We start from the raw sequence: 25436 nt of genomic DNA, 5'->3' as shown, positions 1-25436 counted from the left end.
GCTGTGGACGCGGGACGAACCCGGCGCGTCCGGTGGACGCGCCGGGTCCCTCCTGGCGCCGTGGCCGCGGCCTCAAAGGGCCCGGCCGACGGGTTCGGGCCGTTCCTTACATGTCCTGCGGCTGCGCGCAGGAGGACGAGGCCTGGCAGGAACAAGAGCCCCAGGAGGCGCCGTTCTCGGGCAGCGCGACGGTGTCGCGCAGCGAGGTGACGGTCAGCTCGCTGAGGTCGAGGTCCTGAAGGTCGAGGCTCTCGACACGGGACTTGGTGATGTCGGACATGGCGTTCTCCCTCACGTTGGCAGGCCTGCCGGTCGAACCGGAAGGACGGGCCTGCGATCAGATGTTGCGGGATGTGCCGGGCCCCCGTGGATGCGCCGCCCGCGGGTCGCTCGGACCCGGGCTTCGCACCGCCCGACGGCGACTCTAGGCGGCGGGCGGCGGGCGGCGGTACGGGCCACCGCCACCTTGGCCGGGAGCCCGCGCCTTGTCGGCTCAATACCGTTTCCACTCAAGCGGAACCCCAGCCCTCACGGATCCCCGCCCCGTCGGCCGGTGCGGCCCGCCGGAACGAGGGCCCCGCCCGTCCCGCGGGCGGCCAGGCCGGCGCCGCCGCCCGGAGCGGTCGCGAGGACCTGCCCGTTCGCCCTGGCCGGGACCGCCGACGGGATCCTCGGACGGCTCGCGTCGTGCCGTGAGCGGGTTCCCGGCGAAGGACCCTAGGCGGTCCGGCCGGCGCAGGCCGCGGCGGTCACCAGGCGGGTGAAGGCGGCCTCGGAGGAGGGCAGTCCGGCGGAGTCGTACGGGTTGCGGGAGAGCACGACCTGGCGCCGCCCGGTGTCGTCGCTCAGCATGATGCTGCTGTAGCCGAGGCTGTCGCCGCGGTGGCCCCAGAAGTCTCCGCACGGGGTGGGTGTGCGCTCCAGGCCGAGGCCGTAGTCGGCGCCGCGTCCGAGGCCCGTGGTGTGCTTCATCTCGGCGAGTTCGGCGGGCCCGAGGAGCCGTCCTCCGAGCAGGGCCGACATGAAGGCGGCGAGGTCGGCGGTGGTGGAGATGCCGGCGCCGGCCGGGCCGGCGATGGTCGGGTTGAACAGCGTGATGTCCACCGGGCCGTCGGGCAGGGCGGCGTAGCCGTGGGTGTGGCGACCGGGCACGGTGGGGTCGTTCTCCGGCATGGTGGTCTCGCCCAGGCCGAGGGGCCGGATGATCCGGCGGTCGACCTCCTGCTGCCAACTGCGGCCGGTGGTCCTCTCGATGAGCATCCCGAGCAGGATGTAGTCGGTGTTGGAGTAGTGCCAGTCCGTTCCCGGCGGGAAGTACGCCGGGTGGGTCTCGGCGACAGCGACGAGCTCCGCCATCGTCCGTGACTTCCAGCGGTCGGTGCTGAGCCAGGTCCGGAAGGAAGCCTCGTCGTCGTAGGCGAAGGCCGGGTCCGAGGTGTAGTTGTAGATGCCGCCGGTGTGGTTGAGCAGTTGGCGGATGCTGATGCCGGCGCCGTTGTGCAGGACGCCGGGCAGGTGCTGTTCGACCGGGTCGGCCAGGCCGATCCGATGCTCCGCGACGAGTTGGAGGACGACGGTCGCCACGAAGGTCTTGGTGGCGCTGCCGATCCGGAAGCGGTCGCGGGCCGCGGCGGGCTCGCCGGTGGTGAGGTCGGCGGTTCCGGCCGCGCCCTTCCAAAGGGTGTGGCCGTTCTCGCTCACCCGGCCGAGCGCGGCGGTGGCACCGCCCGGCGCCACCACTGCTCGCAGGCCCGCGTCCAGCGCCGCCCGGTCGACCCGCCGTGCCGGGTCCGCCGCCGCGCCGACGGCGGCCGCGCCGACGGTGTCCCGCGCGTTCGCCGCCGGGACCACGCCGGCCACCAGGCCCGCTCCCGCCAGCACGACCACCGCCGCGCGGACGGCTCGGCCGGCCGGCGCCCGGCGCCGCCCGGTCGCGGGCCGCGCACCCGCACGGTCGGCTCCGCCCCTCAACGTTCCCAGCATGGCAACCTCCGCGATCTCCACTGGAAGTGGTCTCCAACTTCCGTTTTTTGTCCGGTAGTTGAAACTCTCCCAGCGTTCCCGCGGCGGATCGTCGGACTCAGGTCCGACCCCTTCTCCCCACCAGGTCGCACCTCTTCGGCCGGGCGGCTACGACCTGGGCAGGGGCCCGACCCCGACGATTCCCGGAGTCGGCGCCCCGATCCCCTCGGGGGCGTCGCCGGCCGGACGGACACCTGCTCGGCCCGTCGAGGAGACACGCCTCGGCCGTTCGACAGCGCGGTGGTGTCGACGGTCCCGGGCCGGCCGGCGCCCCCGGCAGGGGTGTTGGCCGAGGTGGGGGATCGCGCCCGGCGGGGTGACGTCCGTGTGGGCCTCCGTCCGCCCGGGGCCGTCAGTGCGGCGGCAGCAGTCCCGGCACCGGGCCGCCGCGCCGGGCGAGGCGGCGCAGGAAGGTGGTGACGCCGGGCGTGCCGACCGCCCAGGCCCGGGCCTCCGCGTCCGGCCGGCGGCCGGGCAGCAGCGGGCGGTCGGGCGGGCCGCCGGCCCGGGTGAGGATCAGGGCCGCCAGTTCCTCGGCGGCCGCCCAGTGCCGGGCCTCGCCGGTAGCCACCGCGAGGTCGACGAAGAGGTCCCCGACGCCCGCGAGGCCGCAGCAGCGGAACACCTGCGCGGTCCTCGGGGCGAGCGTCCGGCAGGTGTCGGCCGCCTCGGCGGCCAGGGCGATCAGCACGTCGTCGCCGTCCCGCCGGCCGGCCTGGACCAGCAGGGTGCCGAGCCCGGCCAGGCCCCGGCACCACGACAGGTAGCGGCGGGTCGCCCCGGGCGCGCGGGCGGCGGCGACGATGCGCGGGAGGTCGGCCGCGAGTCCGTCAACGATCTTCCGGGCTGCGTGCCCGGACGCCTCGTCGGGCATCGCGAGCAGGAAGTGGGCGACGCCCGCGCGGCCGTGGGCGAAGCCCTCGGCCAGGGCCGCGGTGCCGGGGTTGGGTTCCTCCCCGAGGTCGTCCAGCGGCCGGCCGGCCAGGTCGGCGGCGCAGTCGGCCGCCGCCGCGCGGTGTGCTCCGGCCGCCGGGCCGAGGGCGGCGAGCAGCAGGTGCCCGGTGCCGATGCCGGCGGTGCCGCCGATCTGGTCCACGCCCGTCCCCTCGTACCGGCGGTGCCGCGGGGGCTCGGTGCCCAGCGCGGCGGCCGCCTCGGCGAGGAACAGGTCGACGCCCGTACGGCCCTGGTACAGCGAGCCGTCGAGGTGGTCGAGGGCAGGGTGGGCGGCCGTCCAGCGGGCCAGTTCTGCGGCGGCGGCCCGGGCGTCCGGGCGCTCGGGGTGCTGGAGCAGTTCGAGGCCGAGTCCGGCCGCGCCGTCGTACAGCGAGAGCAGGGTCCGGGGGCGCTCCGCGCCGGGGTCGGCGGCGACCAGTTCGCGGGCCATCCGGACGCAGGTGGTGACGGTGTGGTCGAGGGCCTCGGCCGGTCGGCCGCCGCCCCGTCCGCCGGGGGCGCCGCGTCGGACCGGGCGGGGTCCCTCCCGCAGCCGGGCCGCCGCGGCGGCGCGGTGTACCGGGTCGAAGCTCAGCAGGCCCTCGACCAGTTCCGCCGCCGGGTGCCCGGGTTCCGGGAGGGCGGCGCGCAGGCAGGCGAGGGTGCGGTCGCGGTTGGTCGCCGGGTCCTGGTCGATCACCACCGGGTCGAGGCCGGTGAGGGCGTGGTGCAGGGTGGCGCCCAGCGCGTAGTGGTCCTCGGTCGGGTCCTCGCCGGTGGCACCCGGCAGGCCGTACCCGGCGGTGGCGCCCGGGGGGCGGTCGCCGGCCAGGGCGCTCACGCCGAAGTCGACCAGCGCGGGCCGGCCGTCCGGGTCGAGCACCACGTTGGCGGGCTTGAGGTCGCAGACCACCACGCCGCGGGCGTGCACCGCGTCCAGCACGTGCAGCAGCCGGCGCGCCAGCGTCCACCAGTCCCGTCCGCCCGCTGTCCCGGCACCGGCACCGGCGTCGGCGTCGTACGGGCCGGCGGTGAGCACCTCGCGGCGCAGGTCGATCCGGCCGCGGGCGGCACTGACCAGGTACTCGTCGGTGCCGTGCCGGAAGTAGTCGACCAGTGCGGGCACGCCGGGGATCCCGGCCAGCGCGTCGAGCACCCGCTGCTCGTGCCGCAGCCGGCCGCGCGCGTCGGTGCCCGCGCCGTCCTCGGCGACGAAGGCCCGGGCCTGCTTGACCACCACCTCGCGCCCGGTGGCGAGTTCGACCGCGCGGTAGACGTGGCCGCTGGGCGCCCGGGTGATGCCGGCGGTGATCCGGTAGCGGCCGGCCCCGACCCGGGTGGTCGCCGGGCGGGCGGGGGCGTCGGCCGCCTCGAAGGGGTCGTCCGCCCAGGGCGGCCGACGGTAGCGGGCCTCGGCCAGCCCGGGGAACAGCGAGCCGTCCGGCCCCGCCATGCCGGCCTGCGCCTCGTCGTCGGTGACGCGGAACGGCCCGTAGCGGTAGTGCACCGGGGCGTCGGGCCGGACGGGGCGGTCGCTCACCACGGCGGGGCCTTCCCGGCCTGCCAGTGCCTGCGCCAACTCCAGTCCCAGGGCGCGGACTTCCTCCGGCCGGGGGTAGACCGTGACGGCCTTGCCGACGGCGGCCGCGCCGTGCCGGCCGCTGTTGAGTTCCCCCAGTGCCGTGGCGCTCACCGCGAACTTCACGTCGCAGACGCGGCCGAGCAGGATCGGAAGGACGGTGTCCAGCAGTGCCGCGAAGCCCTCCGGGCGGGCGGACAGGTGGAGTTTCCAGCCGTGGGCCAGCTCCGGCATCCGGGGGTCCGGGAGGTACCACCACTGGCCGTCGGTGCGCAGCGGGCGGTGCGGGCCGGGCGCCCGGGCGGCCAGTTCCTCGACCCGGCGCCGCAGTTCCTCCTGTCCCAGGACCGCGGCGGAGCCGGGGTCGGGCGGTGTGCTCATCGTTCCGTCCTTCCCCGGTCCGCCGTGGTCCGCCGTGCTTCGGGATCCGAAGGGATCAGGAGTTGAACTCACAGGGGAAGCGGGTCGGGACGTAGGTCACCCACGGGTCGGCGAGGCAGGCCACGGGGGTGAGGTCGGCGTCGAGCTCGTCCTCGAAGACGATGGCGTCCTCGTCGATGTCCAGCAGGCCGGCGTCGCGGACGTCGGTCATCACAGCGCTCATGGGGGTCCTCCCAATGATTGGGGTCTTTGGGTCCTGCTTGCTGAGCGCGCTCATGCTAGCCAGGCCGCCCCACCCGGGACAGGGCGCCGACCGACCTGCCGGATCGCCTACGACAAAGGGAGGTTCCGTTTGTGGACACCGGCTCCGACGGCTCTCACCGGGGCCGCACACCGGATCGGCACCTCCGGGACCGGAGGCATTCGCGGGCCGGCGACCGGTCAGCCGCGCAGGCGGCGGGCCCGGAGGTACTCACGGGCCAGCAGGCGCAGCGCGGCGGGCTTGGCCGGACCGGCCGAGCGGCGCAGCAGGGCGCCGAGGTCGGCGCGGGCGGCGGCGCTGGTGAGCTCCTCCACGCCGACGATGCAGCGGACCATCGGCCGGTGGGCGGGCGGCACCCGGTCGATGACGGCCCTGCCGTCGGCGAGGGTGCGGTCGGCGCGGTCGAGCAGGGCGGCGAGCAGGGCCCGGACGGCGGGCAGGTCGCGGGCCCGCTCCAGGTCGGCGCGGGTGACGCCGTGCTCCTGCAGGGTCTCTTCGGGGATGGTCAGCCGGCCGTCGGCGAGGTCCTCGGCGAGGTCGTTGACGAAGTCGAGCCGCTGGCTGCCGTCGATGAAGGTGCGGCAGGCGGCGCGGTAGCCGCCCTGGTCGCCGTCCGGGCCGATCAGGCCGGCGACCACCATGAAGCCGGGCAGCGAGTACCCGTCCACGTAGGCCTGGTAGTCCTCCTCGGTGGCGAATCCGGTGAAGTCCAGGTCGGCCCCGGTCGCGGCGAGGAAGTCCAGCACCCGGTCCCGCAGGACGGGGTGGGCGGCGACGCTGTGCAGCAGCGGGCGCAGCTCGGGGTCGTCGGTGCGGCCGGCGGCGAGGCCGTCGGTGACCTGCTGCCGCCAGCGGGCGGACGCCACCCGGCGTTCGGCGAGCGGGCCGCTGTCGAGCAGGGTGTCGGTGCGGTGCATGAAGGCGGCGGCGGCGATCACGTGCGGGACCATCCGCGCGGGCAGCAGCAGCTCGGTGGCGAGCGCGGCCTCCCGCCGGTAGCGGGCCATCTGCTGCCGCTGCCGGCCGTAGTCGGCCCGCAGGCCGGCCTCCCGCCCCCCGGCCGCGTCCAGCGCCCGCTCCCACCTGCCCACTCGGTCCACCCCATCGTTCGTTCGACGGGGCCGAGCGTAGCCGGTGGGAGCGGGAGGACCTATTCGGGGACCCTGCGGCCCTGGGGCCCCCGCGGCGCCGGTCAGCGCTGGCGGATCGTGGCGAAACCGCAGGCCGGGGTGCAGAGGGTGACGATGCCGCTGTAGCGGTGGGTGGTCCGGCCCCGGGTGACGCTGTGCACCGTGTGCTTCTCCCGCAGGTTGAGCTCCCGGCAGCGCGGGCACGCGGCGCCGACCGGATCGCCCCAGGGGCGGTTGGGGTTGAGCTTGGCGATGGAGACGACCATCAGGACGGCGGCCACGCCCGCGCCGCCGAAGCCGATCACCCGCCACACCCCGTTGCCGGACTCCCGACGGTCGATCATCTCGTCGTAGGAGTAGGTGCCCCCGCCGCCGCGGCTGGACCAGATCCGGCACTCGCTGTGCCGGGTCATGGTCTGGCCGTCGCAGGTCGGCGGGGTGTCCGGGTCCGCCTTCCCGACCACCAGGGCCAGGAAGAAGCCGAGTGCGATCAGCAGGCCGAAGACGACCACGGCGACGGTCCGGCTGCGGCCGGTGTGCAGCCGCTTGCGTTCGTTGTACGCCGTATCGATCACAGCCTGGGCCATGTTGCCCCCGTCGACCGCCACTGGTCTTCTCCCGTTGTCCACGTCGCCCGCCGGGCCCGGGTGACGGGCCGGACGGGACCCCCGTCCGGGGGCGAGAAGAACCCACCACGAACGGTGCCCGCTTGTCCGGGACTTGGGAAGATCTTGACCCTTCGGTGGTCCGCGCGGCCGTCCGCTCAGTCGCCGACGGCGACCGAGGCCAGGTAGGAGCCCGCCCGGGCCGGGTCGAAGTACCACTCCTCCAGGTCCGCCGGCTCGTCGAAGGCGTTGGCGAACCGGTGGGCCACGGCGGGCGACCGGCCCCCGGCGCCGAGGATCTGGAGGACGTGCGGGGGCGGTGGGGCGAGCAGTTCGTTGCTCCAGGTGGTGGCGGGGGCGGCGAGGTGCCAGAACCTGTCGAAGGCCTCCTGCTGGAAGGCCCGGTCGAAGGGCCCGTCGCCGTGGTCGAGGATCGCCTCCAGGTAGACGGCGGCGCACTTGGCGGCGTTGTTGGAGCCCTGGCCGGCGATCGGGTCGTTGAGGACGACCACGTCCGCGACGCCCAGCACCGAACCGCCGCCGGGCAGTTCGCCGATCGGGTGGCGCACCGCCGGGGTGAAGCGCCCGGCCAGGGTGCCGCCCGCGTCGGTGAGTTCGACGCCGGAGCGGGTGCGGTCGTACTCCCAGGGTGTGAAGGTCTTCATCAACTCCAGGGTCACCCGCAGGTGTTCGGCCGGATCGCGGATCCCGTCGAAGGCGTCCGCCGGGCCGCCCGGTCGCGCCTCCCAGATCATGATGTCGCAGGGCCCGGCCTCGGTCAGGGCGGGCACCATGAACAGCTCGCCGACACCGGGCACCAGGTTGCAGCGCACCGCCGGGTAGTCGTGCTCGGGGCGCGGCCCGAGCCCGTGCACATAGCTGGCGGCCAGCGCGCGCTGCGGCCGCTCGTACGGGGAGCGCGCGTGGTCGCGCTCGAACAGCGAGGCCAGCGCGCCCTTTCCGGAGGCGACCAGCACCAGGTCGTAGGAGCCGGCCAGGTTCTGCAGGTCGGCCGCGGTCACCTGGCGCAGCTCCACCCGGCCGCCGCGCCCGGCGAACAGCTCCAGCCAGGTGGACATCTTCAGCCGCTGGTCGACGGACTGCGCGCGGGCGTCCAGCCGGGCGACCCAGTCGATCGCCCGCTCCGCCTCCGGGCCGACGACCGACACCCCGAGGCCCTCGATCCGGGGCGCCCGGTCGGCCCACAGGTCGAGGCCGAGGGCGCGCTCGGTGCGCAGCGCGGAGTCGAACATGCACTGGCTGGACATCACCCGCCCGCCGCGCACCTCCTCCGGGCCGCGGTCGGTCAGCACCGTCACGTCGTAGCCGTGGGCCTGAAGCCCCAGGGCCAGTTGGAGTCCGGCCTGCCCGGCGCCGACGATCAGAATTCTGCGCATCGCCCCTGCTCTCCTGGTGGTACGTCCCGGACGGCGGCCCGCACGGCCCGGCCGCCACCGGATTGCTTACCAGTCATCGGGACACCCGTCCACGGGCCGTGCCGGTGCCCGTCGCCCGCCCTCCTGCCGGAGCTCCCGGGCCCGGCGGGACGGCAGGTGCGTCACCCCGTGACCAGCTGCCGTCCGCTGACCTCCTCCGGGCGGATCCGCACCCAGCGCGGCCGGTCCCCACCCGCCCAGGGGGCCGCGCCGGGCAGGCCGGCCAGACGTTCCAGTTCGGCGGGGTCGTCCACGTAGTGCGCGGGGCCGAGGGCGAGCACGCTCCAGCCGCGCCCGAGGTACTCGTCGATGTGGTCGACCTGGAAGGAGACCGCGGCCCCCTCCTCCGGGGAGGCGGCGCCGTGCTCGCCCGTGCGGTAGGCGAAGGAGCCCCGGTCCACCACGTAGTTGACCGGCAGCACCACCGGCCCCGGCTCGACCGGCAGGGCGATCCGGCCGATGCCGTGGTCGCCGACCAGCTGCCAGCACTCCTGCTCGGTGAGGTCGAGCAGCCGGGGGCGCGGGCCCGGGCCGCCCTGGCCGGGCGGGGCGTCGGCGCGGCCGGACACCAGCTCCTCGGGGGTGCTGTCGAGGGCGGCGGCGATCCGGACGAAGCCCCCGGGGTCGAAGGAGGGACCGGCCTCCAGCAGGCACCGCAGGTAGCGGGGAGCCATCGAGGCCCGGTGGGCCAGGGCCTCCTCGCCGAGGCCCAGTTGCTCGCGCCGTTCGGCGATCCGACGGGCCACGACGGCGGGGTCGGGGGTGTCGTTCACAGGGGTGACTCCTCGGCTTGCCGGGGCCGTCCGGCCGCGTCCGGGTGTTGACCAGGCCGGATCCATCCAAGCGCCCGGCCTGCGGCAAGTCGAGCAACAGCACGGCCCCGTGCGTGTCGGTCCGCGCCCGGGGCCGGCCGCTGCCGCCGAGGTGCGGTCGACCAGCCGGTGCCACCCGACCGACGCGCCGCACCCCGACGCCGCCGGGCGGGCCCGGGTCGCCGCGCTGATCAGGGCGCTGCCGGAGTGCCCCGGACCGGGCCGCTCAGCGGCGGGCGTCCGTGCTCGCCCCGGCCCGGCGGCGGTCCCACCGGGCCGGGGCGAGCGCGGCGAGCATCACCGCCGCCGTGAGCACGAACGCCCACGGGTAGCCCGTCCCGCCCGCGACCGCCCCGAAAGCGACCGCCCCGATCCCCATCCCGCCGTCGTACGCGACGTTCCACAGCGCCGTCACGGTGCCGTAGCCGGCTGGCGGCACCCGCGCGTACATCAGCGCCAGCGTCGCGTTCTGCGCGACGCCGAACCCCGCGCCGAACACCGCGGCCCCGGCCACCACCGCGACCGGGCTGCCCGTGGCGGCCAGCAGCAGCACCCCGGCCGCCGAGACCAGCAGCGCGGGCAGCACCAGCCCGGCCGAGCCCCGGCGGTCCCCGTACCGCCCGGCCAGCCAGCGGGTCAGCGTCGCGGCGCCGGGCTGGACCAGCAGCGCCACCGTGACGGCGGCGGCCGACGGCACGGCGAGCGGCAGGAAGGTGACCAGGATCCCGGCCGCCAGCGCCGTCGCGCCGAACACCGCGGCCGGCCGCAGCAGCGCGCCGCTGCGCAGCCCCTCCCGCACCCCCACCGTCGGCCCGCCGGCCCGGGTGCGGTCCGGCAGCGCCGGGACGGAGGCGACGGCGGCCAGCGGCGCCGCCGCCCCGATCGCGAACACCCAGCCCCAGCCGAGGTGCTGGCCCAGCCAGACGCCGAGCGGCAGGCAGGCCAGGGCGGGCAGCCCGGAGACCAGGCCGACCAGCGCGAGTCCCTCCCCGCGCCGTTCGGCCGGGATCAGCGCGGCGGTCAGCGCCCCGCCCGCCACCAGCGCGACCGCGAAGCCGAGCCCGCGCAGCAGACAGACCGTCACCACCGCCGCGATGCCCCCGGTCCACGCCAGGACCGGCGTGGGCGCGCCGAGCAGCACCAACCCGGCCGCCAGCACCGGGCGGCAGCCGAAGCGCGCGGTCAGCCACGGGGTGGCCAGTTCGCCGACCACGGTGGCCAGCATCAGCGCACCGGTGGCCAGGCCCGCCGCGTGCTCGCCGCCGGACTCCTGGGCGTACAGCGGCACGGCGGAGAGCAGCAGGTTGAACCCGATGGAGGTGCCGAGCAGGGAGACGAAGCGCAGCAGCAGTGCCCGCGTCAGCAATGGCGGCCCGGCGCAGCCGGAGCCCGCCGCGGAGTCGATCGTCGTGGTCACCCGGCGACGCTACCGGCCCGAACAGCCTGCCGGTAGGGCTCACTTCGGCCCGCGGCACCCGCCCCGCCGACGCTCCGTCGGAATACCCGCGCACGACGCTGTCCACCGCCCCGGCCCGGGCGCATACTGGCCAGCGCGGCTCGCACCGGGCGACGGGGCCACTCCGGTCCCCGGCCCGGCCGCGCCGCGACGGGGGAGGCCGGAATCGTGGCAGTTGTCGTGATCGTCGCCGTGGTGCTCCTGCTCTGGCTGGCGACCGGTGTGCGGGTGGTCCAGCAGTACGAGCGCGGTGTGGTGTTCCGGCTCGGCCGGGTGAGCGGGCAGGTCCGCCAGCCGGGACCGAGCCTGCTGCTGCCGGTGCTGGACCGGATGCGCAAGGTCAACGTCCAGGTCGTCACCATGCCGGTTCCGGCGCAGGAGGGCATCACCAAGGACAACGTCTCGGTGAGCGTCGACGCGGTGCTGTACTTCCGGGTGGTGGACCCGGTCAGGGCCACCGTGGACGTCCAGAACTACTCCTTCGCGATGCTCCAGGTCGCCCAGACCTCGCTGCGCTCCGTCATCGGCAAGAGCGAGCTGGACGACCTGCTCTCCGGCCGGGAGAACCTCCACCAGGGGCTGGAGGTGATGCTGGAGAGCCCGGCCACCGGCTGGGGCGTGCAGATCGACCGGGTGGAGATCAAGGACGTCAGCCTGCCGGACTCGATGAAGCGCTCGATGGCCCGCCAGGCCGAGGCGGACCGTGAGCGCCGGGCCCGGATCATCACCGCCGACGGCGAGTTCCAGGCCGCCACCAAGCTCGCCGAGGCGGCGAGCAGGATGAGCGAGACCCCGGCGGCGATGCAGCTGCGGCTGCTCCAGACCGTGGTCGAGGTCGCGGCCGAGCGGAACTCGACACTGGTGCTGCCGTTCCCGGTGGAGCTGCTGCGCTTCTTCGAGGCCGCCGCTGCCCGGGCCGCCGACCCCGGGGCATAGGCCGGGCCTATGGCCCCATAGATCACCACCGCCTACTTCGCAGGTCATCCGTAGGGTTTGCTACAAAGGTTCGGCTAACCTTTGTTGCATCGCGCCCGACCGGAGGACCACTCGTCATGCCCCGCCCGATCCGAGTCGCGATCGTCGGAGCCGGCCCCGCCGGCATCTACGCCGCGGACGCCCTGCTGAAGTCCGACGCCGCCCAGGACCCCGGTGTCTCGATCGACCTGTTCGAGCGGATGCCCGCTCCGTTCGGCCTGATCCGCTACGGGGTCGCGCCCGACCACCCGCGCATCAAGGGCATCGTCACCGCCCTGCACCAGGTGCTCGACAAGCCCCAGGTCCGGCTGTTCGGCAACGTCGACTACCCGAACGACCTCGCTCTGGACGACCTGCACCGCTTCTACGACGCCGTGGTGTTCTCCACCGGTGCGACGGCCGACCGCGCCCTGGACATACCCGGCATCCACCTCGACGGCTCCTACGGCGCGGCCGACTTCGTCTCCTGGTACGACGGCCACCCGGACGTGCCCCGGACCTGGCCGCTGGAGGCCGAGAAGGTCGCCGTCCTCGGCGTCGGCAACGTCGCCCTGGACGTCGCCCGGGTGCTCGCCAAGACCGCCGACGAGCTGCTGCCCACCGAGATCCCGCCGAACGTGTACGAGGGCCTGAAGCGCAACCGGGCCGTCGAGGTGCACGTCTTCGGCCGCCGCGGCCCCGCCCAGGCCAAGTTCAGCCCGATGGAGCTGCGCGAGCTGGACCACTCCCCCACGATCGAGGTGATCGTCGCCCCCGAGGACATCGAGTACGACGAGGGCTCGATCGCCGAGCGCCGCTCGGTCAAGCACGTGGACCTGGTCGCCTCGACGCTGGAGAACTGGGCGATCCGCGACGTCGGCGACCGCCCGCACCGGGTGTACCTGCACTTCTTCGAGTCCCCGGTGGAGGTGCTCGGCGAGGACGGCCGGGTGGTCGGCCTGCGCACCGAGCGCACCGAACTGGACGGCACCGGCAATGTGCGCGGCACCGGCGGCTTCACCGACTGGGACGTGCAGTCGGTCTACCGCGCGGTCGGCTACTACTCCGACGAGCTGCCCAAGCTGCCCTTCGACCCGGCCTCGGGCACCGTTCCGCACCAGGCCGGACGGGTCCTGGACGGCGACGGCTCGCACCGCACCGCCACGTACGTCACCGGCTGGATCAAGCGCGGCCCGGTCGGCCTGATCGGCCACACCAAGGGCGACGCCAACGAGACCGTCGCCTGCCTGCTGGACGACCACGCCGCCGACCGCCTGCCCGGCGCCGTCGAGCCGGACCCGGCGGCCGTCGAGGAGCACCTGCGCGCCCAGGGCGTCCGCTTCACCACCTGGGAGGGCTGGAAGCTGCTGGACGCCCACGAGCGCGCGCTCGGCGAGGCCGAGCAGCGCGAGCGGGTCAAGGTCGTCGAGCGCGAGGACATGCTCCGCCACAGCGGGGCCTGAGCCCCCGCGGGAGTCCGGGCCCGGACGTCCGAGGGCCCGGGCGGCGCCCGACTGGATCCCGGACGCTGTCGGTGATTCGGGGTCCTGATCATTTCGCCCCGCCGAGCCGGTGCTCGGCGGGGCGATCCGGAGTGCCGGGCCGCCCTTCGGGAACGCCGCCCGCGCCACCCCACCGTCTCCACCGGAACCCCGCCCGGCCCACCCGCACGCATCGACACCGGACCACCCCGCAACGACCGACGCCACTCGCCGCACCCGATCACTCACTTCACCAACAGCGTCCGGAGGTAGAAGGGCCGCCGGGGACGGCTCACAGGCCCGGCACGTGGTAGCCGTTGAGGCGCCAGAGCGCGGCGCTGTACCAGAGCAGGGCGATCAGGACGAGCAGGGCGCCGCCTGCCGTGGGCAGGGCCCAGCCGGGCAGCCGGCGATGGCGGACCACGATGACCTTGGCGACGAACGCGCCATAGAGGAAGCATCCGGCGAACGAGTGCACGGCGATCCGAGGTGCCGCCAGCTGCACGCCGTAGGCCGCGAGGCAGTGGGAGGCGATCGGGAGGGACAGCAGGAACGCGGCCAGGCCGACCAGCCGGTGCCCGGTCCGGACCGACCGGGGTGCGGTGGGCAGGCCGGGCAGCCGGCCGTACATCCAGAGCGCCAGCAGGAGCTGGACCAGCGCGAGGCCCAGCAGGGCGGTGCCGAGCTGGGCCTTGAGCCGGTTGGCGTCGTCGAATCGGCGGCCGAAGAGGCTGCTCGCGTAGTCGGGTGTGTGCGCCCGGCCGTACCAGAAGAGGCCGGCCGTCACCGCCACCGGCAGCAGCGCCCACAGGAGGCCGGAGGCCCGCCGAGGGCGGGACGACCGTTCGACGCCGTTCATCCGCTCAGCTGCCCTCGACCTTGTTGCCCGAGGTGTTGACCACGTACCACGTGGCACCGAAGGCGCTGGACTCCTCGCCGTTGGTGTCGCCCTGCGCCGTGTCGCCCTCGAAGTAGTAGAGCGGGTGGCCGTTGTAGACGATCTGGGTCGTGCCGTCCTTGCGGGTGCTCGTGGAGAGCTTGGCCTGGTCGACGCCATCGGTGGCGGTGGGGGTGCCGGTGGTCAGGGCGGGGGGCCAGGCGGTGGCGCAGGCGTCGTAGCAGGTCGAGGTGGGCGAGGTGTCCGCCTCGAACAGGTAGAGCGTCTTGCCTCGGGCGTCGACCAGGATGTTCTGGTACTTGCCGACGGTGGTTGCCGAGACCGTGGCGGCCGCACCGCCTGCTCCGGCGGAGGGGCTCGGGCTCGCGCTCCCCGTCGGGGTCGCTTCGGCGGACTGACTGCCGGAGGGGCTCGCCGCGGAGGTCGCCGCGGTGGTCGGGCTTGCCGCGGATGTCGACTTCTTGCTGCTGGAGCAACCGCCGCACACCACGGTGATCAGGGCGACGACGGCGGCCGTGGCGGTCACCGTACGGGAAATTCTCATGGGCTTCTCTCCGGCCGGGGTGGGAACTGGTGCCACCACTTCAGCGCGAACGGGCTCGGCCGCTTCACCAGGCACGCCAGCAGGCGGGCAAGGCGAGGCGACCGTTAACCCTGATGGCCGACAGCAGCGGCTCCTGGCCCGGTCCGCGTACCCGTCAGGAACGGACGATCGGCAGCAGCAGCTCGTCCACGATCTCCGCCGGATCGAGCCGCACCGCCTCCCCGCCGCACATCTTGATCCGGTACAGCATCAGCGCCGGCACCAGGTCGGTGACCAGCGGGGTGACCGCCCCGGGCCGGACCTCGCCGCGGGTGGTGCCGCGGTCCAGCACCTCGGCGATCAGCGCGGTCGTCGGCTGGACGACCCGCTCCAGCACGATCTCCAGGAAGGCGTGCGCCCGCTGGTGGTCGAGCTCGCTCATGACGGCCCGCACGGCGGCGCCGATCTCGCTGACCATCGCGGCGCGCAGCCTGGTGACCACCTCCAGCAGGTCGCCGCGCAGGCTGCCGGTGTCGGGGGCCGGGCCGGACGGCGGCAGGCTGGCCCGCAGCGCGTCCTTGACCAGCTCCTCCTTGGAGGACCAGCGGCGGTAGAGCGCGGCCTTGCCGGTCTGCGCGGCGGCGGCCACCCCCTCCATGGTCAGCCGGGCGTAGCCGTCGGTGGTGAGCTGCTGGAGGACCGCCTCGTAGATGGCGCTCTCCAGCGCCTCGCCGCGCCGCCGCAGCGGGGCGCCCGTCACCGGCCCGTGCCCGGTGTCCGTCTCAGCGGTCATGGTTGCGCACCTTCTTCAGTCGCCTTTCCTCGGTCCCGTCGCTCCACGCGTTCGGCCACGGTTCCCGGGGAGATCCCGGGCCGGCCGCGCGAACGGTGAAGCACTTCCCCTGTCGCGGAGATCACCTGGACCCCACTGTCGATGTTAGTGAACGAACCCGTTCCCGGCGTCGCCCCTGGCCGCACGATCCGTTCTGGTGTTCGAGTTGCGATGGGTTCCCCCCTCGATACGCTTCGAGAAGAGGCTCCCCGAGCCCGGACCCGCGCCGCCCCCGGCGCACCCCTTCCGCACGACGGGACCGGGTCAGGACCGTGGCCCCATGCGGCTGGGGCGGGACCGGCGGTGGCATGGAGGAGCAGGTCGAAGTGGACCGCCTGCGGAACCCCGTGGAGGACCCCATGACCGAGAGAACGGCCGGCATGGCGCTGGCAGCCGCCGGCGCCGCCGCGGTCTTCGCCGTGGTGAGCATCGTCGCCGCCGCCAGGGCGTGCAGGTGCCGGATCTCCGGCGCCGAGAGCGCCCCGGGAGCGGAACGGCGCCACCGCCCCGGCTCCGGCGCGGCCGTCACCAGCCCCGGCCCCCCTACCCCCAACCGCTGCACACCCCCGAACGTCTGTTGACCGCCTCTTCCCCGTATCCCCCATCCCCTGGAATTCCCGTTCCGCCCCCGGCCGTCACCCGTCGCGCCGGGGGCGCTTTCACGTGCCAGGCGCCCCCACCCGGGTGCGCGCCGCGCCCCCGCCGCACCGGACGGCCGCGGACGAGCCTCTCGCCGTCAACGGCCCGCGGGCCGGCGCGGGAGCACCGCGTGCACCCGGGTACCGCGCCGCAGGGCGTCCACGGTGCAGCTGCCGCCGATCTCCGCGGCCCGCTCGGACATCGACTGCAGTCCCACTCCCGGGTGCACGGGAAGCCCGTGGCCCGGGCCCTGCCCGTCGTCCTCGACGTCGAGCACCAGCCGCCCGGGCTCCGCCCGGACGGACACCGTGGCGCTGGCCGCCTGCGCGTGGCGCAGCACGTTGTTGAGCGCCTCCGCGGTGATCCGGTAGACCGCGACCTCGACGGCGGCGGGCAGCGCCGGCAGCGGGTCGGGATCGAGCCTGGTGGAGACGGCGAGGTCCGGGCCGCTGAAGGTCTCGGCGAGGCGGCTCAGCGCCAGGGACAGGCCGTAGTCGCCCAGCGCGGTGGGCCCGAGCCGGTCGGTGATCCGCCGGACCTCCCGGACCGCCGAGGCGAGGTCGTCCGCGACCCGGTCCAGCACGCTGGAGAAGAGCGCCGGGTCGTCCACCGCGGCGGCGCCCTGCAGGCGCAGCCGCAGGCCGGCCAGCATCGGGCCGAGGCCGTCGTGGATGTCCCGGCGCAGCTGGCGGCGCTCCTCCTCGCGGGCCGCGACGATCCGCTCGCGGCTGGCCCGCAGGTCCTCCATCAGCTGGAGCGAGGCGACGGCGGGCGCGGCCTGGTCCGCGAGCGAGCGCAGGATGTCGCGGTCGCTGTCGTCGAGCACGCGCTGACCCTGCCGCGGGGCGACGGTGAGCCGGCCGATCTGGTCCCCCCGGTGCACCAGCGGGAAGCCCTCGCCACTGCCGGAGAGCTCCCCGACGGCGGCCAGCGGCCGTTCGCCACTGCGCGTGGAGACGGTCAACTCCACGCCGGGCAGCCGCAGTTCGTCGCTGACGGTACGGCACAGCACGGCCGGCACCTCCTGCGGGTCGACGGTCTGGCTGACCCTCCCGGCGAGGCTGCGCAGCACCTGGTACGGCTGCGCGCGCGATCCGTAGTACCAGCGGTCGACGAGGCCGGAGGCCCCGCGCACGCCCCGGGGCAGGCCGATCGCGAGCAGGAAGACCGCGGCGACCACCACCAGGGCCCCGAGGCCGCGGCCGGGCATCAGCATGGTGGAGAGCAGACAGGCCACCACCACGAACACCATCGCCAGCCCGGCGGCCACCAGCAGGCCGACCAGGACCCGCCGAGCCGCCCGGTCGAGCCGCCAGGAACCGTCCCGGACCACGACGGCGGCCAGGGTGATCGTCCACAGTGCCGACGTGACGGCGAACGCGATGTACGAGGGCGTGCTCTGGTCGAAGAAGTAGCCGAGTTCGGCTCCGCCCCACAGCAGGTACACGCCGAGGGCGATCAGGACGTTCTGCCGACGGCGCCGCGACATCCCGCGGATGCGGGCGAGCGGGACGAGCACCACCAGGACGGTCAGCACGACGTACACCACGAGCTGGGCGTCGAGCAGCCGGTCGTTGAGCGCCCCCAGCCAGTTCGCGAAGGCGCTGCCGGCGAACGGGTTGGGCCGGCCGAACACGGTGGCGTCCGAGAAGGAGTAGCCGGCCGGGGCCAGCCTCCACAGGCCCACGGCGGCGATCGCGAACCACCACCACCTGCTCGGCAGCGTCCCGTTCGGCAACCACAGCGGCAGCGCGTGCCACAGGGTGGCACTGACCGCGTAGCCCACCGACACCAGGACCACCACGGCCCCGACCACGTGGGGGCCGCCCCCCTCCACCCACAGCGGGGCCTCGGCGGCGAGCGGGACGATCAGCGTCGCCCCGTACGCGAGCAGCACCCAACCGAGCTGGTTCCCGGGCCGGTGGGCGTGCAGCAGCACCCCGCCGGCGACGGACGCCAGGCCGTAGCCGAGAACCGGTAGGAGACGGGCGGGCGTGGAGATCCCGGGCGTTCCGAGGTGGCTCACCACGTACCCGGCCCACAGGCCGCCGGCCACCAGGCAGACGAGCGCGCACAGCCCGGCCGCGGACAGCTGCCGCTCCGCCGGACCGGACCGTGGCCGCCACCAGGCTCCGTGTGTGCTGTCCGCAGCCATGTCCGCCCTCTCGTCGCCGGGCACCTCCGGATCTCTGCAGTCTGCGCCACCTGTTGTCCCGGGCGCATGAGGCAGCGGCCCCGCCGGCCCCGTGGCGGCCCCGCCGGCGCGGGGGCGGATCCCCGGGCGCGGGGCCGGGCCCCGGGCCGGTCAGACGGGCGGGTTGGGGCGGGTCAGACCGCGGTCGTAGGCGAAGATCACGGCCTGGACGCGGTCCCGGGCACCGATCTTCGACAGCACCCGGCTGACGTGCGTCTTGACGGTCGACTCCGCCAGCACCAGGCGCTGGGCGATCTCGTTGTTGGACCAGCCGTGGGCGATGGCGACCAGGATCTCGCGCTCGCGATCGGTCAGGGCGTCCAGCCGCGGATCCGCGACGGGCTCGGCGCCGGGCGGGCGGACCGGCAGGCGGTGGGCGTAGGCGTCGAGCAGCCGCCGGGTGATCGCGGGGGCGACCACGGCGTCGCCCCCGGAGACGGCGCGGATGCCGGCCAGCAGTTCCTCCGGACGGGCGTCCTTGAGCAGGAAGCCGCTGGCACCGGCGCGCAGCGCGGCGTGCGCGTACTCGTCGAGGTCGAAGGTGGTCAGCACCAGGATGCGGGAGCGCCCGCCGGTCGCGACGATGCGGCGGGTGGCCTCGATCCCGTCCATGCCGGGCATCCGGATGTCCATCAGGACGACGTCGGGGCGCAGGTCGGCGGCCAGCCGGACGGCCTCGCCGCCGTGGGCCGCCTCTCCGACCACCTCGGTGTCGGGCTGGCTCTCCAGCAGCATCCGGAAGCCGTAACGCTGCAAGGGCTGGTCGTCCACGATGAGGACGGTGGTCACGTCGGGCCGCCTGTCGGGTCGGGGGTGAGGTCCGGGTCCGTTCCGGGATCCGGGTCCGCGGTGGGGCCCGCGCCAATCGGGTCGGCGCCGGTCGGGTCCGCGCCGGAGGTGGGGTCCGGCCCGGGGGTGAGGTCCAGAACGGCCTCCACGGTCCATCCTGCACCGGGGACGGGACCAGCCGTGACGGTGCCGCCGTACAGGGCCGCGCGTTCGCGCATCCCGGCCAGGCCGTGGCCGTACCCGTCCGTGCGACCGTGCCAGCGAGGGCCGCCGGGCCGGCCGGTGTCCTCGACGCGGATCCGCAGCCGCTCGGCGTCGACGGTCAGCGTCACATGGGCGCGGGTCTCGGGCCCCGCGTGCTTGAGGGCGTTGGTGAGCGCCTCCTGGACGATGCGGTAGGCCATCAGCTGGACCCCGCGGTCCGGTCGGTCCAGGGCGCCGGCGGCCGTGTACACCACCTGGGGGCCGGCGGCGCGGATGCGGGCGCACAGCCCGTCGAGGTCGGCGATGCCGGGCTGCGGCGTGTACTCGGCGGCCTGGTCCCCCTGGTCGCGCAGCACGCCGAGCATCCGCCGCAGTTCGCCGAGCGCCTGCCGGCTGGTGTCCCCGATCAGCAGCAGGGCCTCCCTGCCGCGTTCGGGGTTGGCCTGCGCCGCGTACGCGCCGCCGTCGGCCAGGGTGACGATGACGGACAGGTTGTGGCCGACGATGTCGTGCATCTCCCGGGCCACCCGGGCACGTTCGGTCGCGGTGGCCAGCCGGCTGCGCTGGTCGCGCTCGATCTCCAGCCGGGCGGCCCGCTCCCGCAGCCCGGCGAGCTGGGCGCGCCGGACGCGCACCGCGATGCCCAGGGCCACGGCCGCCGTCGCGGCGCTGAACAGGAAGAACAGGGCGTCGCCGACCGGCAGCCCAGCACCGGAGACGGCCACCGCGACCAGGGCCACGGCCACCGCCATGGCCGCACAGGACCACGCCAGGTGCCGCAGCCGGCCGTGCAGCGCCAGGCTGTAGAGGGCGACCAGTAGGGCGGCGTCGGCGCGCAGACCGACGTCCAGCGACCACTGCAGGACGAAGACGGCCATGATCGTGGCGAAGGCCGCCGTGGGCCGTCGGCGACGCCACAGCAGCGGCAGCACCAGGCCGGCCTGCAGGGCCAGGGTCTGCGGCAGCGGCAGCCGGGCGAGCACGATCCGGTGCTCGCGCCCGCCGGCCTCGACGTGACCGGGAAAGAGGTCGGGCAGGCAGAACAGTAGGAAGGCGACGGCCACCACCGCGGCGTCCAGCACCCAGGGGCGGTCGCGGTCCCCCTGTCGAAGCCGCTGGCCGGTCCGGGCCAGGCGGGCGAACAGCGGATGGCCGGACAGGACGTCGGCGGCCGCCGCATCGGTGGCCCGGGGGTCGGAGGCCCGGGGATCACTCGCTCGGGGGTCGGAGGCCCGGGGGTCGTCGGCCCGGATACCTCCGGCCGCGAACGGGCTCGTGGTGGTGGCGTGCTCGCTCACCGGTGGCACCTCCCTGGTCGGCCGGGCTGTCGAGGTCGTGGGTGCGGCGCCGGTTGGCCCCGGCGCCGCGATGGATCGTCTCCGCTCCGAGTCTCTCAGGCGTCGGTGCGCACCAGCCGCACGGCCGCCGCGCCGAGGGCGAGGACCATCCAGCCGAGGAAGACGGCCAGCCCCACCGTCGGCGAGAGCGTGGTCGAGTCGTGGTGCAGGGCGAACATCGCCTCGCCCGCGTGGCTGGGCAGGTAGGGGCTGAGGTGGCTCTGCCAGGAGCTGGGCAGCAGCGAGGTCAGCCCGGGGACCAGCATCAGCGTGGCCACCAGCACCGCGATGCCGCCGGCCACCGAGCGCAGCAGCGCGCCGAGCGCGACGCCGATCACACCGACCAGCGCGAGGTAGAGCCCGGCGCCCAGCAGGCCGCGGACCACCCCGGCGTCGGAGAGGGTCATCGCCACCCGGGTGCCGGAGAGGACGCCGCTGTCGGCGACGAAGACCGCGAACACCCCGACGGTGCCGAGCACCAGTGCGATCAGCCCGTACACGGCGGCCTTGGACCAGAGCACCGGCAGTCGGCGCGGCACGGCGGCCAGGGTCGAGCGGATCATGCCGGTCGAGTACTCCCCGGCGGCGACCAGCACACCGAGGACGCCGAGGGCCAGCTGGGCGAAGTTGGTGCCGAACAGGGAGAGGCTCAGTGTGCTCGCGCTCGCGAAGTCCCGGTCCATCGGACGGCCGGAGGTCATCCGTGACTTGAACTGGTAGGCGGCGATCAGGCCGAAACCGACCAGGAAGAGCAGGGCCAGCCCGAGGGTGATCCAGGTGGAGCGCAGCGACCACAGCTTCGCCCACTCGGAACGCAGCACCCGCACCGCCGTCACCCGGTACGCGGGGCGCGTGGGCCGCAGGTCACCGGAGGCGGGCATCGGGCTCGGTGCGATGGTGGTCATGCCGCACTCCTCGGGGTCTCACCGGCGGGGGCGCCGGCGGCGGTGGTGGTCGTGCCGTGGTACTCGACGGCGTCGCGGGTCAGGTCCATGAACGCCTCCTCCAGGGAGACGGCCCGAGGGGTGAGCTCGAACAGGGCGATGCCTCGCTCGGCGGCGGCCAGGCCGATCTCGCGGGCCGTGCGTCCGCTGACCAGCAGTTCCTCCGAGCCCGCCCGGCCGGTGACCTCCACACCGGGGCCGGCCAGCGCGGTGCGCAGCCCGGCCGGGTCGGCGCTGACCACCTTGACCACGTCGCCGCCGGCCTGGCGGACCAGGTCCTGCACGGTCGTGTCGGCCAGCAGCCGGCCCCGTCCGACGATGATCAGGTGGTCGGCGACCAGGGCCATCTCGCTCATCAGGTGCGAGGAGACGAAGACGGTGCGGCCCTCGGCGGCGAGCGAGGTGAGCAGGTTGCGGATCCACAGCACGCCCTCGGGGTCGAGGCCGTTGACCGGCTCGTCGAGCATCACCGTGGCCGGGTCGCCCAGCAGGGCGGAGGCGATCCCGAGCCGCTGGCCCATGCCGAGCGAGAACGCCCCGGCGCGCTTGCGGGCCACCGACGACAGCCCGGTCAGCTCGATGACCTCCTCGACCCGTCGGCGCGGGATGCCGTGGGTGTGGGCCTGGGCCATCAGGTGGTGGAAGGCCGAGCGGCCCGGGTGGATCGACTTGGCCTCCAGCAGCGCGCCGACCTCCTGGAGCGGCGCCGCGTGCTCGGCGTAGCGGCGGCCGTTGACCCTCACCGAACCGCTGGTGGGGGCGTCCAGCCCGACGATCATCCGCATCGTGGTGGACTTGCCCGCGCCGTTCGGCCCGAGGAAGCCCGTCACCGTCCCCGGCCGGACCGTGAAGTCCAGCTGGTCCACGGCCGTCTTCTCCCCGTACCGCTTCGTCAGCCGGTGCGCCTCGATCATCGCTCACCTCTGTGCTCCGGGGCCGGTCCGTCCGGCCGCCCTCGTGCACCACGCTACGTGCGGAGTCGGCTCCGATCCGTGGTACCGGAGTCCGATCATCGGCGCGCCCGTAGTACCGCGGTACCACCCCGACACCCCACCGCAGCAGCCGGTCAGCGGTGCTCCGCGAGCACGGCCCGGACCTCCGCCAGCAGCGTCCGGTGGTCCTCGCCGTACGTCGCCACCGCCGCGAACACCGCGTCGACCGCGGCCCGCAGCGGGTCCGGCCCGGCCGCGCCGAGCAGGGCGGGCAGCGCCAGGTGCGGCTGCGACAGCGGCCGGTCGGGGTCGATCGGGCCGAGGCGGGCGGTGCGGATGACAACCGGCGACGGCCCCGCGACCGACGGCGCCGCGACCGACGTCCCCGCGACCGATGTCTCCGGGTGCTCCGGCCGCTCCGGGGCCGTCACGGAGAAGAACGCCTGCCGCCGCACGGGCACGGACATCGGCCGCGGGGCGTTCGGGTCCGCGTGCGGCGGGCGAAAGGGCTCGCGCTCCGGCGCGACGGCCCGGCGGACCGTCCGGGCGGGGACGCGCGGGTCGTCGGCCAGGGCCTGCCAGGGACCGGCCGGGTCGTCGAAGGGCGGCGGCAGCGGGCGCCCCTCGTCCAGGGCGGTCAGCGCGGCGGCGATCCAGTCGAGCCCGGCGAGCCCGGCCGCCGTGCAGGCGCGCCGGGCCGCGAGCCGCGCCACCGAGCGCTGGACCCGCGGGCCGGCGTCGGCCAGGGCGTGCAGCAGGGGTGCGTCGAACTCCAGCAGGCCCCGCACCTGGCCGGCCGGCTCGCGCAGGGCCTCGCTCGGCCGCCGTCCGCCCCACTCCCACGACTCGGCGGCGGCCCGGTTCTCCTGTTCCGCGCGTTCCCGGGCGCGGCGGGACCGGAGTTCCTCCGCGACGCGTTCCTCGGGCGTGGGGGGCGGCGGCAGCCGCCGGGCGTAGTCGTGCCAGTACGCCGCTGTCCGCGAGGCCTGCCGCAGGACGCGGTCCGGCTCGGGCGGGGCGGGCCAGAACTGGAGCGCGTAGCGGTCCGCCTGCGGTTCACCGGACGCCCGGGTGTCCCGCCGGTGCCCCTCGTCGATGCCCCGGGCGCAGTAGCGCACCCGGTGATCGGCCTCCGCCAGGTCCAGCTCCCGGACGGTGCCGCCACCCCATTCCACCAGCAGGCACCGGTCCGTGGACGGACGGAAGGAGGTCTCGACCACGTCCTCCCACTCGTGGTCCAGCGGCGGGGCCTGCTCGTGCACCTCGACGGTGAAACCGACGGCACCGGTGTGCAGCCCGGTGGTCAGCCAGAGCGACCCGGGGACGGCCGCGCCGCAGAGCCCCGCACGCTGGCCCGCGAACGCCTTCGCCAGGTCGGGCCCGGGACCGTCGGGATCGCTCTCCACGTAGATCTGTCCGTAGTGGACCCGGACCTCGCCGTCGACCGGCCTGCGCACCTTCACCACACCCTCCCCGGAAGCAGTACGGCCCGAGCCTAGGCGCGGCCGCCGACAACGGGCCGCCGCTCGCTCCGGGAGGCGGCAGGGGCGGCGTCCGCCGATACTGGGGCCGCCCGGATTCTTCTGGAGGAACCATGGACTACGGTCTCGGCGTACGGCTCGACCGGCCGTTCGCGCAGGCGGTGGAGGCGGTCACCGCCGCGCTCAAGGAGCAGGGCTTCGGCGTCCTGACCACCATCGACGTCCGGGCGACGCTGCGCGAGAAGATCGGCGCGGAGATCGAGGACTACCTGATCCTCGGCGCCTGCAACCCCGCCCTCGCCCACCGCGCCCTCCAGGCCGACCGCCGGATCGGGCTGCTGCTGCCCTGCAACGTGGTGGTCCGGGCGGACGGCGGGGCCACGGTGGTGGAGGCCGTCGACCCGCAGACCATGGTCACCCTGGCCGGCCCGGGCGGCGGGCTGGGCGAGGTCGCCGACGAGGCGGCACGGCGGCTGACCGCCGCCCTGGACGCGCTGCGCGGATGAGGAGCAGACCATGACCGCACCCGTCGTCGCCGGATTCGACGGCTCCCCCGAGAGCCGCGCCGCCACCGAGTGGGCCGCCCGCGAGGCGCAGCGCCGCGGCTGCCCGCTCGATCTCCTGCAGGCCTGGCCCTGGCCGCACCAGGACGTGGTCGGCAGCGAGGAGACCTACCGGCACGCGCTGGACCAACTCGATCTCCGGGCCGATGAGTTGCGCCCACTGGCCGGTGTCGGGCCGGTCACCTCGGCGATCGTCCCGACCGATCCGGCCGAGGCGCTGGAGGCGGCCGGGAACTCGGCCGGCCTGCTCGTCCTGGGCTCGCGCGGGCTGGGCGCGGTGCGCGGCTTCCTGGTCGGCTCGGTGAGCCATGAGGTGCTGCGCCGGGCGAGCTGTCCGGTGGTGCTGGTCCGGGCGGAGGCGGTCGAGTCGGACGGCCCGGTGCTGGTGGGCGTCGACCTGACCCACCCGATGGACGACGTGCTGGCCTTCGCCTTCGACGCGGCCGCCCGGCGCCGGGCCCCGCTGCGGGTGGTGCACGTCTGGTCGCCGCCGATCTCCAGCCAGTACACGGCGCTCCAGGCCGTCGGCGGGCTGGGCGAACTCTCCTCCGTCGACCGGGCCCGCTTCGCCGAGCAACTGGCCCCCTGGCGGGAGCGCCACCCCGACGTGTCGGTGACCGCCGACCTGATCCAGGGCAGCCGCTCCGTCGACCTGGTGGACGCGGCGGACGGGGCCCGGCTGCTCGTGGTCGGCCGCCGCACCCGCCGCACCCTGTTCGGCGCCCACCTCGGCCCGGTGGCGCACGCCGCGATCCACCACGCGGTGTGCCCGGTCGCCCTCGTCCGGCACGCCTGAGCGGCGAGGGGGCGGCGAGGGAGCCGCGGCGGAGCGGCGGCCGGCCCTACGCGGGCCGTCGGCCGGCACGTGCGCGGCGACCGCGAGGGCGGCGACATCGAGGCCTACGCCCGGGGCTTCCGCGCCGCGGGCGTCCGCGAACTCACCACCGCGGTGGTCGCCGACGCCGGGCACTTCGCCCAGGAGGAGCAGCCCGCCGCCGTCTGGGCCGTCCTGCGCGACGTAACCGCCGTACGGCCGACGCTCTGAG

The 25436-nt window shown here is 75.2% G+C and carries 24 protein-coding genes; 6 read left to right on the top strand and 18 right to left on the bottom strand.

Annotated features, from left to right (window positions below; all coding sequences use genetic code 11):
• Positions 1-106: 106 nt before the first annotated feature.
• The 9 genes from ACWGKU_RS12515 to ACWGKU_RS12475 all read right to left on the bottom strand — a co-directional run bounded on the left by ACWGKU_RS12515 (position 107) and on the right by ACWGKU_RS12475 (position 10580).
• Entirely contained in the window at positions 107-280 is a 174-nt protein-coding gene (locus ACWGKU_RS12515) for a thiazolylpeptide-type bacteriocin (protein WP_401048851.1), read from the bottom strand.
• Between the two features lie 437 nt (positions 281-717).
• The gene (locus ACWGKU_RS12510) at positions 718-1983 is read right to left on the bottom strand and encodes a serine hydrolase domain-containing protein (protein WP_452191424.1); all 1266 of its coding nucleotides are present in this window, start codon (positions 1981-1983) and stop codon (positions 718-720) included.
• 391 nt (positions 1984-2374) lie between these two features.
• Positions 2375-4918: a class IV lanthionine synthetase LanL gene (lanL, locus tag ACWGKU_RS12505; protein WP_452179104.1), complete on the bottom strand. Its 2544-nt coding sequence runs from the start codon at positions 4916-4918 to the stop codon at positions 2375-2377.
• 55 nt (positions 4919-4973) lie between these two features.
• A complete protein-coding gene (locus tag ACWGKU_RS12500; RefSeq protein WP_452179103.1) occupies positions 4974-5141 on the bottom strand; it encodes an SflA family class IV lanthipeptide in 168 nt (55 codons plus the stop codon).
• 218 nt (positions 5142-5359) lie between these two features.
• A complete protein-coding gene (locus ACWGKU_RS12495; protein ID WP_452179102.1) occupies positions 5360-6271 on the bottom strand; it encodes a phytoene/squalene synthase family protein in 912 nt (303 codons plus the stop codon).
• A gap of 101 nt (positions 6272-6372) precedes the next feature.
• The gene (locus tag ACWGKU_RS12490) at positions 6373-6918 is read right to left on the bottom strand and encodes a hypothetical protein (RefSeq protein ID WP_380554145.1); all 546 of its coding nucleotides are present in this window, start codon (positions 6916-6918) and stop codon (positions 6373-6375) included.
• A gap of 155 nt (positions 6919-7073) precedes the next feature.
• Positions 7074-8312 (bottom strand): styrene monooxygenase/indole monooxygenase family protein, encoded by a 1239-nt coding sequence (locus ACWGKU_RS12485; protein ID WP_452179101.1) that lies wholly within the window; start codon positions 8310-8312, stop codon positions 7074-7076.
• A 161-nt stretch (positions 8313-8473) separates the two neighbouring features.
• Positions 8474-9124 (bottom strand): helix-turn-helix domain-containing protein, encoded by a 651-nt coding sequence (locus tag ACWGKU_RS12480; RefSeq protein WP_359907959.1) that lies wholly within the window; start codon positions 9122-9124, stop codon positions 8474-8476.
• Positions 9125-9389: 265 nt separating this feature from the next.
• Positions 9390-10580 (bottom strand): MFS transporter, encoded by a 1191-nt coding sequence (locus ACWGKU_RS12475; protein ID WP_452179100.1) that lies wholly within the window; start codon positions 10578-10580, stop codon positions 9390-9392.
• 207 nt (positions 10581-10787) lie between these two features.
• On the opposite strand from ACWGKU_RS12475, the gene ACWGKU_RS12470 reads away from it, so the two are divergent.
• Together ACWGKU_RS12470 and ACWGKU_RS12465 are read left to right on the top strand one after the other, a co-directional pair.
• Positions 10788-11555 (top strand): slipin family protein, encoded by a 768-nt coding sequence (locus ACWGKU_RS12470; protein WP_401056046.1) that lies wholly within the window; start codon positions 10788-10790, stop codon positions 11553-11555.
• Positions 11556-11671: 116 nt separating this feature from the next.
• Positions 11672-13036 (top strand): FAD-dependent oxidoreductase, encoded by a 1365-nt coding sequence (locus tag ACWGKU_RS12465; protein WP_401054000.1) that lies wholly within the window; start codon positions 11672-11674, stop codon positions 13034-13036.
• Between the two features lie 310 nt (positions 13037-13346).
• Here ACWGKU_RS12465 and ACWGKU_RS12460 read toward each other — a convergent pair whose 3' ends face one another.
• From ACWGKU_RS12460 to ACWGKU_RS12450, 3 genes are all read right to left on the bottom strand, one after another.
• Positions 13347-13913 carry a DUF6529 family protein gene (locus ACWGKU_RS12460; protein ID WP_401053999.1) on the bottom strand — a complete coding sequence of 189 codons (567 nt, stop codon included), beginning with the start codon at positions 13911-13913 and terminating at the stop codon, positions 13347-13349.
• A 4-nt stretch (positions 13914-13917) separates the two neighbouring features.
• Positions 13918-14496: a COG4315 family predicted lipoprotein gene (locus ACWGKU_RS12455; protein ID WP_452179099.1), complete on the bottom strand. Its 579-nt coding sequence runs from the start codon at positions 14494-14496 to the stop codon at positions 13918-13920.
• A 154-nt stretch (positions 14497-14650) separates the two neighbouring features.
• Positions 14651-15268, bottom strand: coding sequence for a TetR-like C-terminal domain-containing protein (locus ACWGKU_RS12450; protein ID WP_401053996.1), 618 nt, complete (start codon positions 15266-15268; stop codon positions 14651-14653).
• A 398-nt stretch (positions 15269-15666) separates the two neighbouring features.
• On the opposite strand from ACWGKU_RS12450, the gene ACWGKU_RS12445 reads away from it, so the two are divergent.
• Positions 15667-15888 (top strand): hypothetical protein, encoded by a 222-nt coding sequence (locus ACWGKU_RS12445; protein WP_452179098.1) that lies wholly within the window; start codon positions 15667-15669, stop codon positions 15886-15888.
• 155 nt (positions 15889-16043) lie between these two features.
• Here ACWGKU_RS12445 and ACWGKU_RS12440 read toward each other — a convergent pair whose 3' ends face one another.
• The 6 genes from ACWGKU_RS12440 to ACWGKU_RS12415 form a co-directional block, all read right to left on the bottom strand.
• Complete coding sequence (locus ACWGKU_RS12440) at positions 16044-18101, bottom strand: histidine kinase (protein WP_452179097.1); 2058 nt, start codon at positions 18099-18101, stop codon at positions 16044-16046.
• Between the two features lie 150 nt (positions 18102-18251).
• Complete coding sequence (locus tag ACWGKU_RS12435) at positions 18252-18929, bottom strand: response regulator transcription factor (protein ID WP_359898427.1); 678 nt, start codon at positions 18927-18929, stop codon at positions 18252-18254.
• A complete protein-coding gene (locus ACWGKU_RS12430; protein WP_452179105.1) occupies positions 18926-20293 on the bottom strand; it encodes a histidine kinase in 1368 nt (455 codons plus the stop codon). The genes ACWGKU_RS12435 and ACWGKU_RS12430 overlap by 4 nt, the downstream gene beginning before the upstream one ends.
• 233 nt (positions 20294-20526) lie before the next feature.
• The gene (locus ACWGKU_RS12425; protein WP_401051127.1) at positions 20527-21375 is read right to left on the bottom strand and encodes an ABC transporter permease; all 849 of its coding nucleotides are present in this window, start codon (positions 21373-21375) and stop codon (positions 20527-20529) included.
• Positions 21372-22328, bottom strand: a complete 957-nt coding sequence (locus tag ACWGKU_RS12420) for an ATP-binding cassette domain-containing protein (protein WP_452179096.1) — start codon at positions 22326-22328, stop codon at positions 21372-21374. Before ACWGKU_RS12420 ends, ACWGKU_RS12425 begins: the two co-directional genes overlap by 4 nt.
• Positions 22329-22480: 152 nt before the next feature.
• Entirely contained in the window at positions 22481-23809 is a 1329-nt protein-coding gene (locus ACWGKU_RS12415; protein WP_452179095.1) for a hypothetical protein, read from the bottom strand.
• A gap of 131 nt (positions 23810-23940) precedes the next feature.
• On the opposite strand from ACWGKU_RS12415, the gene ACWGKU_RS12410 reads away from it, so the two are divergent.
• The 3 genes from ACWGKU_RS12410 (at position 23941) to ACWGKU_RS12400 (ending at position 25435) form a co-directional block, all read left to right on the top strand.
• The gene (locus ACWGKU_RS12410; RefSeq protein WP_401051134.1) at positions 23941-24333 is read left to right on the top strand and encodes a DUF302 domain-containing protein; all 393 of its coding nucleotides are present in this window, start codon (positions 23941-23943) and stop codon (positions 24331-24333) included.
• Between the two features lie 10 nt (positions 24334-24343).
• On the top strand, positions 24344-25186 hold the full coding sequence (locus tag ACWGKU_RS12405; RefSeq protein ID WP_401051137.1) for a universal stress protein: 843 nt from the start codon (positions 24344-24346) through the stop codon (positions 25184-25186).
• 69 nt (positions 25187-25255) lie between these two features.
• Positions 25256-25435 (top strand): hypothetical protein, encoded by a 180-nt coding sequence (locus ACWGKU_RS12400; protein ID WP_401051140.1) that lies wholly within the window; start codon positions 25256-25258, stop codon positions 25433-25435.
• The last annotated feature ends 1 nt before the right edge of the window (position 25436 follow it).

It is taken from the genome of Kitasatospora sp. NPDC054768 (genome assembly GCF_053612025.1).
This window is presented reverse-complemented; position numbering and strand designations above follow the sequence as displayed.